Origin of the sequence: Citrobacter sp. Igbk 14, assembly GCF_028069825.1 — a bacterium.
Lineage (GTDB): Bacteria > Pseudomonadota > Gammaproteobacteria > Enterobacterales > Enterobacteriaceae > Citrobacter.
This window is the reverse complement of sequence record NZ_JANEWM010000027.1, coordinates 20076-36057: the sequence shown is the minus strand read 5'-3', so window position 1 is coordinate 36057 and position 15982 is coordinate 20076. Positions and strand designations below refer to the sequence as shown.

The following is a 15982-nucleotide window of genomic DNA, read 5'->3' as shown; positions in this document are numbered from 1 at the left end:
AAGAATGACACCAGGCGGACAAGCTCAAATAGGTAATGTTGATCTCGTAAAACAGCTTAACAGCGCGGCAGTTTATCGTCTGATTGACCAGCATGGGCCAATCTCGCGAATTCAGATTGCCGAGCAAAGCCAGCTTGCTCCCGCCAGCGTAACCAAAATTACGCGTCAACTGATTGAACGCGGGCTGATTAAAGAAGTCGATCAGCAGGCCTCCACCGGGGGCCGCCGCGCCATCTCTATCGTCACCGAAACCCGTAATTTCCACGCAATTGGCGTTCGCCTTGGCCGCCACGACACCACGCTGACACTCTATGATATGAGCAGCAAAGTGGTTGCCGAAGAGCATTATCCGCTACCCGAGCGCACCCAGGAAACACTGGAGCACGCGCTGCTCAATACGATTGCCACCTTTATTGACAGTTGCCAGCGGAAAATCCGTGAGCTGATTGCAATCTCCGTTATCCTGCCAGGACTCGTTGACCCCGAAAGTGGCGTCATTCGCTATATGCCCCATATTCAGGTTGAAAACTGGGGACTGGTCGACGCACTGGAAAAACGTTTTCAGGTCACCTGTTTTGTCGGCCATGATATCCGCAGCCTGGCGCTTGCCGAGCACTATTTTGGGGCAAGTCAGGACTGCGAAGACTCCATTCTGGTGCGTGTCCATCGCGGAACCGGCGCAGGGATTATCTCCAACGGGCGTATTTTCATCGGACGCAACGGCAACGTGGGCGAAATAGGCCATATCCAGGTTGAGCCACTGGGCGAACGCTGCCATTGCGGTAACTTTGGTTGCCTGGAAACGATCGCTGCCAATGCGTCCATTGAACATCGCGTACAAAATTTACTGAAACAAGGCTATCCGAGCCGTCTCACGTTGGACGATTGCAGTATCAAAGCGATCTGCAAGGCAGCCAACAAAGGTGACAATCTGGCAGCAGAAGTTATCGAGCATGTGGGTCGCCACCTGGGTAAAACCATCGCGATTGCGATTAACCTGTTTAATCCGCAAAAAGTCGTCATCGCCGGTGAGATTACCGAAGCAGATAAAGTCCTGCTTCCGGCAATAGAAAGCTGCATTAATAATCAGGCACTGAAGGCGTTTCGCCACAATTTACCGGTGGTACGTTCCACGCTGGATCACCGTTCAGCGATTGGTGCATTTGCGCTGGTGAAGCGCGCCATGCTCAATGGTTCATTGCTGCAACGTTTGCTGGAAAGCTAATGCTCTCATATAGTAGTGGATTACTATACCCTAAATAATTCGAGTTACAGGACAAAACGCATTAGCGTTTTGAACAGCGCTTGTGCTGGCCCCGTAGGGGTGAGGCCGCTTGGCCGAATAACGCGGCGACGCAGCGAATCCCCTGGAGCGTACACCAGTACGTGACTGGGGTGAGCGAGGAAAGCCAACGCACATGCAACTTGAAGTATGACGGGTATATAAGACTCATAACGAATTCCCTGGGTAGTTCATGACCATTAAGAATGTAATTTGTGATATCGACGGCGTGCTGATGCACGACAATGTTGCCGTACCCGGTGCGGCAGAATTTCTGACCGGCATTCTGGAGAAAGGTTTACCGTTAGTCCTGCTGACGAACTACCCTTCGCAGACCGGGCAAGATCTGGCAAACCGCTTCGCCACCGCGGGTGTGAATGTCCCCGATAGCGTCTTTTATACTTCCGCCATGGCTACTGCTGATTTTCTCCGTCGCCAGGAAGGGAAAAAAGCCTACGTGGTGGGTGAAGGCGCGTTAATCCATGAGCTGTATAAAGCAGGCTTTACTATTACCGACGTTAACCCTGATTTTGTCATTGTCGGAGAGACCCGTTCGTACAACTGGGACATGATGCATAAAGCGGCTTACTTTGTGGCTAACGGCGCACGTTTTATCGCCACCAACCCGGATACCCACGGTCGCGGCTTTTACCCTGCCTGTGGCGCGCTCTGCGCCGGTATTGAGAAGATCTCCGGCCGTAAACCGTTTTATGTCGGCAAACCCAGCCCGTGGATTATTCGCGCAGCACTCAACAAAATGCAGGCGCACTCAGAAGAAACGGTCATTGTTGGCGACAACCTGCGCACCGATATTCTGGCAGGCTTCCAGGCGGGTCTGGAAACTATCCTGGTTCTGTCTGGCGTATCCAAGCTTGATGATATTGACAACATGCCATTCAGACCAAGCTGGATCTATCCCTCCGTTGCAGAGATTGATGTGATTTGATCCCAGGCCGGATAAGACGCACGCGCGTCATCATCCGGCAATGTTGCGGCGTGAATACCGGATGATGGTGTAAGCGCCTTATTCGGCCCACAGAAATACCCCATCTAATAAAATTGCCATTTTATTGATGATTCATCAATAAATGCGCTCATTACGTAATCTTTTTTCACCATTCAACAATCATCATTGAGTTTTTTATTTTCAGCGCGCCAAACTCCTTGCGCCCCCAGCGGCTTTGCGGCATTTTCTTTATCAAGCAAACATAAAAAGCATCACGCAACAGGTTAACGGAGAAGGTTATGTGTTCTATTTTTGGCGTATTCGATATTAAAACAGACGCAGTTGAACTGCGTAAAAAGGCTCTGGAATTGTCCCGTCTGATGCGCCACCGCGGCCCGGACTGGTCTGGTATTTACGCCAGTGATAACGCCATTCTGGCGCACGAACGTCTGTCTATTGTCGACGTCAATGCGGGCGCTCAGCCGCTGTATAACGTGAAGAAAACACATATCCTGGCTGTTAACGGTGAAATTTATAACCATCAGGCGCTGCGTGCTGAATACGGCGATCGCTATCAGTTCCAGACCGGTTCTGACTGCGAAGTGATCCTTGCGCTGTATCAGGAAAAAGGTCCAGAGTTTCTGGATGACCTGCAAGGCATGTTTGCCTTCGCACTGTACGACAGCGAGCAGGACGCTTACCTGATTGGCCGCGATCACATCGGCATCATCCCGCTGTATATGGGTTACGACGAGCACGGTAACTTCTATGTTGCGTCTGAAATGAAAGCGCTGGTTCCTGTATGCCGCACGATCAAAGAATTCCCGGCCGGTAGCTATTTGTGGAGTAAAGACGGTGAAATTCGTCAGTACTACCAGCGCGACTGGTTTGATTACGATGCAGTAAAAGACAACGTTACGGATAAAAACGAGCTGCGTCAGGCGCTGGAAGATGCGGTGAAAAGTCACCTGATGTCCGATGTTCCTTACGGCGTGCTGTTATCCGGTGGTCTGGACTCCTCCGTGATTTCCGCCATCACGAAAAAGTATGCGGCGCGTCGTGTAGAAGATCAGGAACGCAGTGAAGCGTGGTGGCCGCAACTGCACTCTTTCGCGGTTGGCCTTGAAGGCGCACCGGACCTGAAAGCCGCGCAGGAAGTGGCAAACCACCTTGGTACTGTCCACCACGAGATCCATTTCACCGTGCAGGAAGGTCTGGATGCTATTCGCGACGTGATTTATCACATCGAAACCTACGATGTTACAACCATTCGTGCCTCGACGCCGATGTACTTAATGTCGCGCAAGATTAAAGCAATGGGCATTAAAATGGTGTTATCGGGCGAAGGGTCAGATGAAGTGTTTGGCGGCTATCTCTACTTCCACAAAGCGCCAGACGCGAAAGAGTTGCACGAAGAAACCGTGCGTAAACTGCAGGCGCTACACATGTTCGACTGCGCCCGTGCCAACAAAGCAATGTCAGCCTGGGGTGTCGAAGCCCGTGTGCCTTTCCTGGACAAAAAATTCCTTGATGTGGCAATGCGCATCAACCCACAGGACAAAATGTGCGGCAACGGAAAAATGGAAAAACATGTCCTGCGCGAATGTTTTGAATCGTATCTGCCCGCCAGCGTGGCGTGGCGTCAGAAAGAGCAGTTCTCTGACGGCGTCGGTTACAGCTGGATTGACACGCTGAAAGAAGTCGCTGCAGAGCAAGTTTCCGACCAACAACTGGAAACCGCCAGCTTCCGCTTCCCGTATAACACGCCATCGTCTAAAGAAGCGTATTTGTATCGTGAGATTTTTGAGGAACTGTTCCCGGTTGCCAGCGCGGCTGAATGTGTTCCAGGTGGCCCTTCTGTTGCCTGTTCTTCAGCAAAAGCCATTGAATGGGATGAAGCGTTCAAAACCATGAACGATCCGTCTGGTCGCGCGGTTGGCGTGCATCAGTCAGCCTATAAGTAAGCGAATCATCAGCAAAGAGCCCTGCGGGGCTCTTTTTTTATGTCGATTTAACGCGCGAAAAAACAATTAATAACTAATAATTGCCGAATATTGCGTCATGCTGTTCGCAACCTAACCAAACAGTCACATTCCAGCTATTTTCAATGAAAAAGGGGTTGACGCTTCAAGGCTCAATACGCATAATGCGCCCCGCAACGCCGATAAGGTTACGCGAAAAAAAGATGGCTACGTAGCTCAGCTGGTTAGAGCACATCACTCATAATGATGGGGTCACAGGTTCGAATCCCGTCGTAGCCACCATCTTTTTTGCGGGAGTGGCGAAATTGGTAGACGCACCAGATTTAGGTTCTGGCGCCGCAAGGTGTGCGAGTTCAAGTCTCGCCTCCCGCACCATTCACCCGTAAGCGTTGCACGGATGGGGTATCGCCAAGCGGTAAGGCACCGGTTTTTGATACCGGCATTCCCTGGTTCGAATCCAGGTACCCCAGCCATTTTTTCTTCGATATAGCGGTTCACCGCGACGGTCATTGGGGTATCGCCAAGCGGTAAGGCACCGGTTTTTGATACCGGCATTCCCTGGTTCGAATCCAGGTACCCCAGCCATCGAAGAATATGATAGTATCAGGCTACGTAGCTCAGCTGGTTAGAGCACATCACTCATAATGATGGGGTCACAGGTTCGAATCCCGTCGTAGCCACCATATTAAGGACGTATCGACTCGTTCGGTAAATCCAAAAAATTGTTGGGGTATCGCCAAGCGGTAAGGCTCTGGTTTCTGATACCAGCATTCCGAGGTTCGAATCCTCGTACCCCAGCCATATTAAAGAAGTCATCCACTTTGTGGGTGCACCCGTTGGGGTATCGCCAAGCGGTAAGGCTCTGGTTTCTGATACCAGCATTCCGAGGTTCGAATCCTCGTACCCCAGCCATATTAAAAAAGCTCGCTTCGGCGAGCTTTTTGCTTTTCTAACGCCGGTTGACGGCAATCCTTATCAGGCCTACATGACTTGTAGGCCTGATAAGCGTAGCGACATCAGGTACTACCCGAGCTACAACCCTAGCGCATACTTCAGCGCCTGGCGTTTCAACACGCCTGCGCGTTCTGCAGCCATTAGTCCTAGATTACGTATGATGCGCAGCGGTTGCAGGTTATTACTGAATCCGGCGTAGAACAAATCCATGCCACTCTGCATGATAAAATTATCGGTCATACGGCGATTCTGATAGCGTTTCAGTACTGGCTGGCTAGCCCAGGACTCACCGTAGCTGCGGGCATTCACCAGCACGTCAATCAGTGCATCGACATCACGAAATCCCAGATTTACGCCCTGCCCCGCCAATGGATGAATGGTATGTGCGGCATCACCGACCAGCGCCAACCCCGGCTGGACATACTGCAACGCATGACGACGCGTAAGAGGAAATGCGCCTGCAGCCACAGGCAGCACGTTACCCAGTCGCGATGGGAAATGTTTGCCTATCTCTGTCTGGAGTTGCGCCATGCTTAAGCTTTGTAACTGACGGATACGCGCCGGGGTGTCGTACCACACCAACGAAGCCCAGTCGTCGAACAACGGTAAAAATGCACGCGGACCGTCAGGGGTAAACTGCTGCCAGGTGCTGTCTCCGGGTGCGTTTTCACACTGGACAGTTATCAGCATACAAGATTGCGCGTATTGCCAGGCATGGATGCCAATCCCGGCCATTTTGCGTACCTGGGAGTTGGCACCATCGGCGCCGATGACCAGCTTCGCGCTGATGGTTTCGCCGCCTGCAAGCTCAAGCTCATGTCGATCGTTATGTTGATGCAAAGAAATCAGCGATGTGGGCACGCGCAACGTCACTTTAGGGTGAGCTTCCAGCGCCTGCCAGAGCGCTTGTTGCAGGACGGTATTCTCCACCATGTAACCCAGCAACGGCAGCTTAAGCTCCGCAGCATCAAACACCACATGGGCATTTTCCCATTCCCACGTCTCCAGCCGACGATAAGGATGGCTGCGCATCCCCTGCACCGTATCCCAGACGCCCAGCCCCTTAAGCAGCGATACCGAAGCGGAACTGATGGCCGAAATTCTGACATCCGGCTGTCCGTCAGCCACAAACGGCGCGGGCACGGCATGCTCGATAACCGTTACCGTAAATCCGTGCTGCGCCAGTCCCAGCGCCAGCGCGCCGCCGACCATCCCCCCGCCGACAATGGCAATTTCCGTTGGTTGATTTGTCATGGTCAATCATCCTGTTACATGTATTGTGTAAGTTTACAGGATTTTTTACCCCTTGAGGCTGACATCCGTCATACTGGTCACAACCGCGCCAAAGCAGTACACTATGCGCCCTGCATTTCAGCCACAATTTCGCAAGAGCAAGTCGATGACCAAAAAACTCCATATTAAAACCTGGGGCTGTCAGATGAACGAATACGATTCATCGAAGATGGCCGATCTGCTGGATGCCACTCACGGGTATCAACTGACCGACGTGGCGGAAGAAGCGGATGTGCTGCTGCTGAATACCTGCTCAATCCGCGAGAAGGCTCAGGAAAAAGTCTTCCATCAGTTAGGTCGCTGGAAGCTCTTAAAAGAGAAAAATCCCGATCTCATCATTGGTGTTGGTGGCTGCGTGGCATCTCAGGAAGGCGACCATATTCGCCAACGCGCACACTACGTCGATATTATTTTCGGGCCGCAAACTCTGCATCGTCTGCCGGAAATGATCAACAAAGTGCGCGGTAGCAATACCCGTAGCCCGGTGGTAGATATCAGCTTCCCGGAGATCGAAAAGTTCGATCGTCTGCCGGAACCGCGTGCCGAAGGCCCAAGCGCGTTTGTGTCCATCATGGAAGGCTGCAATAAATATTGTACTTACTGCGTGGTCCCCTACACCCGTGGTGAAGAAGTCAGCCGCCCGGCGGATGATATCCTCTTTGAAATCGCCCAGCTTGCGGCGCAAGGCGTACGCGAAGTGAACCTGCTGGGGCAAAACGTCAACGCCTGGCGTGGTGAAAACTACGATGGCACGATCGGTTCGTTCGCTGATCTACTCCGTCTGGTCGCTGCAATCGACGGCATTGACCGTATCCGATTTACCACCAGCCATCCGATCGAATTCACCGATGATATCGTTGAGGTCTACCGTGATACGCCAGAACTGGTGAGCTTCCTGCACCTGCCGGTACAGAGCGGTTCGGATCGTGTGCTAAACCTGATGGGTCGTACCCATACCGCGCTGGAATACAAAGCGATCATCCGTAAACTGCGCGCAGCACGTCCGGATATCCAGATTAGCTCCGACTTCATCGTCGGCTTCCCAGGTGAAACCACCCAGGACTTCGAGCAGACCATGAAGCTGATCGCTGATGTCAATTTCGACATGAGTTACAGCTTTATCTTCTCTGCGCGCCCTGGCACTCCAGCAGCCGATATGGTTGACGATGTGCCGGAAGAAGAGAAAAAACAGCGTCTGTACATCCTGCAGGAGCGTATTAACCAGCAAGCCATGGCCTGGAGCCGTCGTATGCTTGGCACGACTCAGCGTATTCTGGTTGAAGGCACATCGCGTAAGAGCATCATGGAGCTGTCAGGTCGTACCGAAAATAACCGCGTGGTGAACTTCGAAGGCACCCCGGAAATGGTCGGTAAGTTTGTCGATGTTGAAATTACCGATGTCTGGACGAACTCCCTGCGCGGCAAAGTCGTGCGCACTGAAGACGAAATGGGCCTGCGCATCGCAGAAACCCCGGAGTCAGTGATCGCACGTACCCGTAAAGAAAACGATCTGGGTGTCGGTATTTATCAGCCGTAATCCTGCTGAAATACGCCAATAATGCCCGATGGCGCTGCGCTTATCGGGCCTACACTTCCAGGCTCGCTGCTCCGGCGGGCCTTGTAATCTGCCCTGGCACCCCCATATTTATCGCAATGCTTGCGCCTTTCCCCCATGGCGTGAATAATTTCCTTAGATGCCGGTAAATGTTCAGCGTCCGGCGAGACATGCATAAGAGGAACAGTTTGAACATAGACACTCGCGAAATTACCCTTGAACCCGCAGACAATGCCCGCCTGTTGAGCCTTTGCGGGCCATTTGATGACAACATAAAACAACTGGAGCGTCGTCTCGGCATCGAAATTAACCGCCGCGATAACCACTTCAAACTGACCGGTCGCCCCATTTGTGTCACCGCTGCGGCAGATATTTTACGCAGCCTGTATGTCGATACGGCCCCAATGCGCGGCCAGACACAGGACATCGAGCCAGAACAAATTCATCTGGCGATTAAAGAAGCGCGTGTGCTTGAACAGAGCGCAGACAGCGTGCCGGAATTTGGCAAAGCGGTGAATATCAAAACTAAGCGCGGCGTCATTAAACCGCGTACGCCGAACCAGGCGCAGTATATTGCTAATATTCTTGACCACGACATCACCTTCGGTGTTGGCCCGGCGGGTACCGGTAAAACGTACCTTGCGGTTGCTGCTGCCGTCGATGCGCTAGAGCGTCAGGAGATCCGCCGTATTCTGCTAACCCGTCCGGCGGTTGAAGCCGGTGAAAAACTGGGTTTCCTGCCAGGCGATCTGAGCCAGAAAGTCGATCCGTATTTGCGTCCACTGTATGATGCGCTGTTCGAAATGCTGGGTTTTGAAAAGGTCGAGAAGCTGATTGAGCGCAATGTCATCGAGGTCGCACCGTTGGCCTATATGCGTGGCCGCACGTTAAACGATGCGTTCATCATTCTTGATGAGAGCCAGAACACCACCATCGAACAGATGAAAATGTTCCTGACCCGTATCGGCTTTAACTCCAAAGCCGTCATTACCGGGGACATCACGCAGATTGACCTGCCGCGCAGCACCAAGTCTGGTCTGCGTCATGCCATTGAAGTGCTGGCCGAAGTCGATGAGATTAGCTTTAATTTCTTCCATAGCGAAGACGTGGTACGCCACCCGGTTGTTGCCCGTATCGTGACGGCATATGAAGCCTGGGAAGAAGCAGAACAAAAACGCAAAGCCGAGCTGGCGGCAGAACGCAAGCGCGAAGCTCAGGAGCAGGAACAAAAATGAGTCAGGTTATTCTCGATTTACAGCTGGCATGCGAAAACGAATCCGGCTTACCACCAGAAAGTCAGTTTCAGACATGGCTGGATGCCGTGATCCCACAGTTTCAGGAAGAGTCAGAGGTCACGATTCGTTTGGTCGATGACGCTGAAAGCCACGAGCTGAACCTGACCTATCGCGGGAAAGATAAATCAACCAACGTGCTCTCTTTCCCGTTTGAAGCACCTCCGGGCATTGAAATGCCGCTGCTGGGCGATCTGGTCATCTGCCGCCAGGTGGTTGAGAAAGAAGCTCAGGAGCAAGGCAAACCGCTTGAGGCCCACTGGGCGCATATGGTGGTACATGGTAGCCTGCATTTATTGGGCTACGACCATATTGAAGATGACGAAGCAGAAGAGATGGAATCCCTCGAAACAGAGATTATGCTTGCTCTGGGCTATGAGGATCCGTACATTGCCGAGAAAGAATAAGCATTTCGAAGTCTTGTAGCCTGATAAGCGTAGCGCCATCAGGCAAAACATGCCGTCACAGCTGAGTATACGCATGACGAGCGCCCCATTAACTAACATGAGAACCCATACGACGCCATGAGCGACGACAATTCACACAGTAGTGACACGTTAACCAGCAAAAAGGGATTTTTTTCCCTGTTACTGAGCCAACTTTTCCACGGTGAACCGAAAAACCGTGACGAACTGTTGGAGCTGATCCGTGATTCCGGGCAGAACGACCTTATCGATGAAGATACGCGCGATATGCTCGAAGGGGTGATGGACATTGCGGACCAGCGCGTTCGCGACATCATGATCCCCCGCTCTCAGATGATTACCCTGAAACGCAACCAGACTCTGGACGAATGCCTTGATGTCATTATCGAGTCTGCCCACTCGCGTTTTCCGGTGATCAGCGAAGACAAAGATCACATTGAAGGGATTCTGATGGCCAAGGATCTGCTGCCCTTTATGCGCAGCGATGCCGAAGCATTCAGCATGGAGAAAGTGTTACGCCAGGCGGTTGTTGTCCCTGAGAGCAAGCGTGTTGATCGCATGCTGAAAGAGTTCCGCTCCCAGCGTTACCATATGGCAATCGTCATCGACGAATTCGGCGGCGTGTCTGGTCTGGTGACCATCGAAGACATTCTTGAGCTGATCGTCGGTGAAATTGAAGATGAGTACGACGAAGAAGACGATATCGACTTCCGTCAGCTCAGCCGTCACACCTGGACTATTCGCGCGCTGGCGCCGATTGAAGACTTCAACGACGCCTTCGGGACCCACTTTAGCGACGAAGAAGTTGATACCATTGGCGGGCTGGTTATGCAGGCCTTTGGTCATTTACCCGCTCGCGGTGAGACCATCGACATCGATGGTTACCAGTTCAAAGTGGCGATGGCTGACAGCCGTCGTATTATTCAGGTTCATGTCAGAATTCCGGACGACTCACCCCAGCCCAAACTGGACGAATAAACCCGAAACTGGATCATAGACTACATGGCATTTGCCCCATTAATTGAACGCCAGCGCATTCGCCTGCTGCTGGCGTTATTATTCGGTGCCTGCGGGACGCTGGCGTTCTCTCCGTATGATATCTGGCCCGCCGCGATTATTTCGCTGATGGGTTTGCAGGCCCTCACCCTCAACCGCCGTCCACTCCAGTCTGCTGCCATTGGCTACTTCTGGGGAATGGGGCTGTTTGGTTCAGGCATCAACTGGGTCTACGTCAGCATCGCGCAATTTGGCGGCATGCCGGGGCCGGTAAACGTTTTTCTCGTGGTTCTGCTTGCCGCCTACCTGTCGCTCTACACCGGTCTGTTTGCTGGCATTCTGTCGCGTCTGTGGCCGAAAACTAACTGGATTCGGGTAGCGATTGCCGCGCCGGTTATCTGGCAGATAACTGAATTCCTGCGCGGCTGGGTTCTGACCGGCTTCCCATGGTTGCAGTTTGGCTACAGCCAAATTGATGGCCCGCTTAAAGGGCTTGCACCGGTAATGGGCGTAGAAGCAATCAACTTCCTGTTGATGATAGTCAGCGGCCTGCTGGTGCTGGCGTTAGTCAGCCGTAACTGGCGTCCGCTGGTCGTGGCCGTGATCCTCTTCGCACTGCCCTTCCCGCTTCGCTATATCCAGTGGTATACGCTGGAACCTGAAAAAACCACGCAGGTATCGATGGTGCAAGGCGACATTCCACAGTCGCTGAAGTGGGATGAGGGCCAGCTACTTAACACGCTGAAGATTTACCTTGATGCTACCGAGCAAGAGATGGGTAAATCGCAGCTAATTATCTGGCCGGAGTCTGCAATCCCGGATCTGGAAATTAATCAGCAGCGTTTTCTGAGCATGATGGATGACCTGCTGAAATCCAAAAACAGCACGCTGATCACCGGCATTGTCGACGCTCGCCTCAACAAGCAGAACCGTTACGATACCTACAACACCATCATTACGCTGGGTAAAGACAGTCCGTACAGTTATGACTCGACCAATCGCTATAACAAAAATCACCTCGTCCCATTTGGTGAGTTTGTTCCGCTGGAATCGATTCTGCGCCCGTTAGCACCGTTCTTTGATCTGCCGATGTCATCATTCAGCCGTGGGCCATATGTTCAGCCCCAGCTCCATGCGCATGGTTTCAAACTGACAGCGGCAATCTGCTACGAAATTATTCTTGGCGAACAGGTACGTGACAACTTCCGCCCGGATACTGACTATCTGTTGACCATCTCTAACGATGCCTGGTTCGGTAAGTCGATCGGTCCGTGGCAACATTTCCAGATGGCGCGTATGCGTTCTCTGGAGCTGGCACGCCCGCTGCTGCGTAGCACCAATAACGGTATTACCGCGGTGATTGGCCCGCAAGGTGAAATTCAGGCGATGATCCCGCAGTTTACCCGTCAGGTACTGACCACCAGCGTTACGCCAACCACGGGCTTAACCCCATATGCGCGAACCGGTAACTGGCCACTGTGGCTGCTTACCGCACTGTTTGGTTTCGGTGCAGTCGTGATGAGCCTGCGCCAACGCCGCCGTTAAATTCGCAGGCCGGATAAGGCGGTACGCCGCCGCCCGGCCATCATGCCTCCTCCGCCGGATGGCGCTGCGCTTATCCGGCTTACTCCTCCCTCCTCTCCCATTCTGGCACGTCTATTGCTTTGTTATACAAGGCAAACGCTGTTTTGGCTGAATGTGCAACCTGGTCGCACCAAAGTTGAGCGAAGGTAGCACCTGAAAAGTGCAACAAGATATTTTTGCCCCCAAATGGTGCGGCGCACTTCGCAAAAATAAACAATAACACAGCAAATTCTTTACATTCATCCAAACTAAATGTTAACAAACATATACAAGACTGCACGTTTAAGTAGCAAACAATAACAACATCACAATGGGTATCAATGCGTCACCGGCGCAGACGATAAAGGAGTTGGATATGCAATTACGTAAGCTCGCCACAGCCATGCTGGTTATGGGAATGTCCGCTGGTCTGGCGCACGCAGAAGACGCAGCACCAGCGGCAGGCAGTACGCTGGATAAGATCGCTAAAAATGGCGTAATCGTCGTCGGACACCGCGAATCCTCGGTACCGTTTTCTTACTACGATAATCAGCAAAAAGTGGTCGGCTATTCACAGGATTACTCCAACGCAATTGTTGACGCTGTGAAGAAAAAGCTGAACAAGCCTGACCTGCAGGTGAAACTGATCCCAATTACCTCTCAGAACCGTATTCCACTGTTGCAAAATGGCACCTTCGACTTTGAGTGTGGTTCCACCACCAACAACGTTGAGCGCCAGAAGCAAGCGGCTTTCTCTGACACTATTTTCGTTGTCGGCACCCGTCTGCTGGCGAAAAAAGGTGGCGATATCAAAGATTTTCCTGATCTGAAAGGGAAAGCGGTAGTCGTTACTTCCGGTACCACCTCAGAAGTGCTGCTGCACAAACTGAACGAAGAACAAAAAATGGATATGCGCATCATCAGCGCGAAAGACCACGGTGACTCTTTCCGTACTCTGGAAAGTGGTCGCGCCGTTGCCTTTATGATGGATGACGCACTGCTAGCCGGCGAGCGCGCGAAAGCGAAGAAACCGGACAACTGGGAGATCGTTGGCAAGCCGCAATCTCAGGAAGCTTACGGCTGTATGCTGCGTAAAGACGATGCTGAATTCAAAAAGCTGATGGATGACACCATTGCCCAGGCTCAGACTTCAGGCGAGGCGGAAAAATGGTTTGATAAGTGGTTTAAAAACCCGATTCCACCGAAAAACCTGAACATGAATTTCGAACTGTCAGACGAAATGAAGGCTCTGTTCAAGTCACCGAATGATAAAGCGCTTAACTAACTAAAATAAATGGGGCGAGTTCACCTTGCCCTCTCGATTGTTACTTGGCACGGACAGACTATAAGCCTGATGGTCGTTCCCCATCAGGCCTGAAAACCGCTAAACGCTGAATAACAATCTTCGAGGGTAGCGCTGCTACCCTTTTTTTTCTGGAGTAGATTTATGTCTATAGACTGGAACTGGGGTATTTTTTTACAACAGGCCCCGTTCGGCAACACCACCTATCTTGGCTGGCTCTGGAGCGGTTTCCAGGTCACTGTCGCATTATCCATCACTGCCTGGATTATCGCTTTCCTGGTGGGTTCGTTATTCGGCATCTTACGTACCGTTCCAAATCGTTTCCTTTCCGGGATCGGTACGCTGTATGTCGAGCTCTTTCGTAACGTACCGCTGATCGTTCAATTTTTTACCTGGTACCTGGTCGTGCCTGAGCTGCTGCCGGAAAACATTGGCATGTGGTTTAAGTCAGAGCTGGACCCTAACATCCAGTTCTTCCTTTCCTCCATGATTTGTCTGGGGCTGTTTACCGCCGCACGCGTCTGTGAGCAGGTTCGTGCCGCGATTCAATCACTGCCTCGCGGGCAGAAAAACGCCGCACTGGCGATGGGGCTAACGCTGCCACAGGCCTACCGCTATGTTTTGCTGCCAAACGCCTACCGCGTGATTGTGCCGCCAATGACCTCAGAGATGATGAACCTGGTGAAGAACTCAGCCATCGCCTCAACCATCGGTCTGGTTGATATGGCTGCACAGGCGGGAAAACTGCTGGATTACTCTGCCCACGCATGGGAATCATTTACGGCCATTACCCTGGCCTATGTACTGATTAACGCCTTTATTATGCTGGTGATGAATCTCGTCGAACGTAAAATCCGCCTGCCTGGCAATTTAGGAGGCAAATAATGTACGAATTTGACTGGAGTTCTATCGTCCCTTCCCTGCCATTTTTGTTGGATGGGCTGCTCATCACGCTGAAAATCACCGTTACAGCGGTTGTCATCGGTATCGTGTGGGGAACCCTCCTGGCAGTCATGCGACTGTCGAGCTTTGCGCCGATTTCCTGGTTTGCAAAGATCTACGTCAACGTATTCCGCTCCATCCCTCTGGTCATGGTGCTGCTGTGGTTCTACCTGATTGTGCCCGGTTTTCTGCAAAACGTGCTGGGGCTGTCACCGAAAACCGATATTCGCCTGATCTCAGCAATGGTCGCGTTTTCGATGTTCGAAGCGGCCTACTACTCGGAAATTATCCGTGCCGGGATCCAGAGTATCTCTCGCGGGCAGTCCAGCGCTGCGCTGGCGCTAGGGATGACGCACTGGCAATCAATGAAACTCATCATATTGCCACAGGCATTCCGCGCCATGGTTCCGCTGCTACTGACTCAGGGCATCGTACTGTTCCAGGATACCTCGCTGGTCTACGTATTGAGTCTGGCAGATTTCTTCCGCACCGCCTCCACTATTGGCGAGCGTGACGGTACACAGGTTTAAATGATCCTGTTCGCTGGCGCCGTTTATTTTGTATTCAGTCTGAGCGCATCGTTGTTGGTCAGCTATTTGAAGAAAAGGACAGTTTAATGATTACCCTGAAAAATGTTTCTAAATGGTATGGTCACTTTCAGGTGCTGACCGACTGCTCCACGGAAGTGAAAAAAGGAGAAGTGGTGGTGGTCTGTGGCCCGTCAGGCTCCGGTAAATCCACACTTATCAAGACGGTAAACGGCCTGGAACCAGTCCAGCAGGGCGTAATCACGGTTGACGGCACTGTCGTAAATGACAAGAAAACCGATTTGGCCAAACTGCGCTCCCGCGTCGGCATGGTGTTCCAGCACTTTGAGCTGTTCCCCCATTTGTCGATCATCGAGAATTTGACACTAGCCCAGGTCAAAGTGCTTAAACGCGATAAAGCGCCAGCGCGTGCAAAAGCGCAAAAGCTGCTTGAACGCGTTGGTCTGGCGGCGCATGCCGAGAAGTTTCCGGCACAACTCTCTGGTGGTCAGCAACAACGTGTCGCTATCGCCCGTGCGCTGTGTATGGATCCTATTGCCATGCTGTTTGACGAGCCGACATCAGCACTGGACCCCGAAATGATCAACGAAGTACTGGACGTGATGGTTGAGCTGGCCAATGAAGGGATGACCATGATGGTGGTTACCCACGAAATGGGCTTTGCGCGGAAAGTAGCGAACCGGGTGATCTTTATGGATGAAGGGAAAATTGTTGAAGACTCACCGAAAGAAGAGTTCTTCGCCAATCCAAAATCAGACCGAGCCAAAGACTTCCTCGCGAAAATATTGCACTGATCATACTGGCGCGTACCTTCAGGTGCGCGCTACCTCACGCTTTATACCTTCACTTCTCGAATCATGTACAGCCCAGCGTTAACCTTGTCACAAAGTCCCACTTACAA

The 15982-nt window shown here is 52.1% G+C and carries 12 protein-coding genes, 7 tRNA genes and 1 pseudogene; 19 read left to right on the top strand and 1 reads right to left on the bottom strand.

What is annotated here, in order from left to right; translation table 11 throughout:
• Nucleotides 1-4 precede the first annotated feature (4 nt).
• The 10 genes from nagC to NNN64_RS12465 all read left to right on the top strand — a co-directional run bounded on the left by nagC (nt 5) and on the right by NNN64_RS12465 (nt 5122).
• Entirely contained in the window at nt 5-1225 is a 1221-nt protein-coding gene (gene nagC, locus NNN64_RS12510) for a DNA-binding transcriptional regulator NagC (RefSeq protein WP_137384495.1), read from the top strand.
• 250 nt (nt 1226-1475) lie between these two features.
• Nucleotides 1476-2228, top strand: a complete 753-nt coding sequence (gene nagD / locus NNN64_RS12505) for a ribonucleotide monophosphatase NagD (protein WP_137345352.1) — start codon at nt 1476-1478, stop codon at nt 2226-2228.
• 299 nt (nt 2229-2527) lie between these two features.
• Entirely contained in the window at nt 2528-4192 is a 1665-nt protein-coding gene (gene asnB / locus NNN64_RS12500) for an asparagine synthase B (RefSeq protein WP_202039142.1), read from the top strand.
• A gap of 223 nt (nt 4193-4415) precedes the next feature.
• Nucleotides 4416-4492 (top strand) — tRNA-Met (locus NNN64_RS12495).
• Nucleotides 4493-4500: 8 nt separating this feature from the next.
• Nucleotides 4501-4585, top strand: a tRNA-Leu gene (locus NNN64_RS12490).
• Nucleotides 4586-4608: 23 nt separating this feature from the next.
• Nucleotides 4609-4683 (top strand) — tRNA-Gln (locus NNN64_RS12485).
• A gap of 37 nt (nt 4684-4720) precedes the next feature.
• Nucleotides 4721-4795 (top strand) — tRNA-Gln (locus NNN64_RS12480).
• A 21-nt stretch (nt 4796-4816) separates the two neighbouring features.
• Nucleotides 4817-4893 (top strand) — tRNA-Met (locus tag NNN64_RS12475).
• A 43-nt stretch (nt 4894-4936) separates the two neighbouring features.
• A tRNA-Gln gene (locus NNN64_RS12470) sits at nt 4937-5011 on the top strand.
• Nucleotides 5012-5047: 36 nt separating this feature from the next.
• Nucleotides 5048-5122 (top strand) — tRNA-Gln (locus NNN64_RS12465).
• Between the two features lie 120 nt (nt 5123-5242).
• Here NNN64_RS12465 and ubiF read toward each other — a convergent pair.
• Nucleotides 5243-6418 carry a 3-demethoxyubiquinol 3-hydroxylase gene (ubiF, locus tag NNN64_RS12460; protein ID WP_271441580.1) on the bottom strand — a complete coding sequence of 392 codons (1176 nt, stop codon included), beginning with the start codon at nt 6416-6418 and terminating at the stop codon, nt 5243-5245.
• 145 nt (nt 6419-6563) lie between these two features.
• On the opposite strand from ubiF, the gene miaB reads away from it, so the two are divergent.
• From miaB to gltL, 9 genes and pseudogenes are all read left to right on the top strand, one after another.
• Entirely contained in the window at nt 6564-7994 is a 1431-nt protein-coding gene (gene miaB, locus NNN64_RS12455) for a tRNA (N6-isopentenyl adenosine(37)-C2)-methylthiotransferase MiaB (RefSeq protein WP_202039144.1), read from the top strand.
• Between the two features lie 206 nt (nt 7995-8200).
• Nucleotides 8201-9247, top strand: coding sequence for a PhoH family protein (locus tag NNN64_RS12450; protein ID WP_019076268.1), 1047 nt, complete (start codon nt 8201-8203; stop codon nt 9245-9247).
• On the top strand, nt 9244-9711 hold the full coding sequence (gene ybeY, locus NNN64_RS12445) for an rRNA maturation RNase YbeY (protein WP_137384499.1): 468 nt from the start codon (nt 9244-9246) through the stop codon (nt 9709-9711). Before NNN64_RS12450 ends, ybeY begins: the two co-directional genes overlap by 4 nt.
• Nucleotides 9712-9828: 117 nt before the next feature.
• Entirely contained in the window at nt 9829-10707 is an 879-nt protein-coding gene (corC, locus tag NNN64_RS12440; protein ID WP_006685515.1) for a CNNM family magnesium/cobalt transport protein CorC, read from the top strand.
• A 24-nt stretch (nt 10708-10731) separates the two neighbouring features.
• Entirely contained in the window at nt 10732-12270 is a 1539-nt protein-coding gene (gene lnt / locus NNN64_RS12435; protein ID WP_271441579.1) for an apolipoprotein N-acyltransferase, read from the top strand.
• 394 nt (nt 12271-12664) lie between these two features.
• Nucleotides 12665-13573, top strand: coding sequence for an amino acid ABC transporter substrate-binding protein (locus NNN64_RS12430; protein ID WP_271441578.1), 909 nt, complete (start codon nt 12665-12667; stop codon nt 13571-13573).
• 162 nt (nt 13574-13735) lie between these two features.
• Entirely contained in the window at nt 13736-14476 is a 741-nt protein-coding gene (gene gltJ / locus NNN64_RS12425; RefSeq protein WP_271441577.1) for a glutamate/aspartate ABC transporter permease GltJ, read from the top strand.
• Nucleotides 14476-15150: pseudogene (gene gltK, locus NNN64_RS12420) on the top strand (glutamate/aspartate ABC transporter permease GltK). The gene gltJ and the pseudogene gltK overlap by 1 nt, the downstream one beginning before the upstream one ends.
• Complete coding sequence (gene gltL / locus NNN64_RS12415; RefSeq protein ID WP_000631392.1) at nt 15150-15875, top strand: glutamate/aspartate ABC transporter ATP-binding protein GltL; 726 nt, start codon at nt 15150-15152, stop codon at nt 15873-15875. The pseudogene gltK and the gene gltL overlap by 1 nt, the downstream one beginning before the upstream one ends.
• The last annotated feature ends 107 nt before the right edge of the window (nt 15876-15982 follow it).

Excerpts from the sequence above, each read along its gene's own strand:
- nagC (WP_137384495.1), top strand. The coding sequence starts at position 5 with ATGACACCAGGCGGACAAGCTCAAATAGGTAATGTTGATCTCGTAAAA.
- nagD (WP_137345352.1), top strand. The coding sequence starts at position 1,476 with ATGACCATTAAGAATGTAATTTGTGATATCGACGGCGTGCTGATGCAC.
- asnB (WP_202039142.1), top strand. The coding sequence starts at position 2,528 with ATGTGTTCTATTTTTGGCGTATTCGATATTAAAACAGACGCAGTTGAA.
- ubiF (WP_271441580.1), bottom strand. The coding sequence starts at position 6,418 with ATGACAAATCAACCAACGGAAATTGCCATTGTCGGCGGGGGGATGGTC.
- miaB (WP_202039144.1), top strand. The coding sequence starts at position 6,564 with ATGACCAAAAAACTCCATATTAAAACCTGGGGCTGTCAGATGAACGAA.
- ybeY (WP_137384499.1), top strand. The coding sequence starts at position 9,244 with ATGAGTCAGGTTATTCTCGATTTACAGCTGGCATGCGAAAACGAATCC.
- corC (WP_006685515.1), top strand. The coding sequence starts at position 9,829 with ATGAGCGACGACAATTCACACAGTAGTGACACGTTAACCAGCAAAAAG.
- lnt (WP_271441579.1), top strand. The coding sequence starts at position 10,732 with ATGGCATTTGCCCCATTAATTGAACGCCAGCGCATTCGCCTGCTGCTG.
- NNN64_RS12430 (WP_271441578.1), top strand. The coding sequence starts at position 12,665 with ATGCAATTACGTAAGCTCGCCACAGCCATGCTGGTTATGGGAATGTCC.
- gltJ (WP_271441577.1), top strand. The coding sequence starts at position 13,736 with ATGTCTATAGACTGGAACTGGGGTATTTTTTTACAACAGGCCCCGTTC.
- gltL (WP_000631392.1), top strand. The coding sequence starts at position 15,150 with ATGATTACCCTGAAAAATGTTTCTAAATGGTATGGTCACTTTCAGGTG.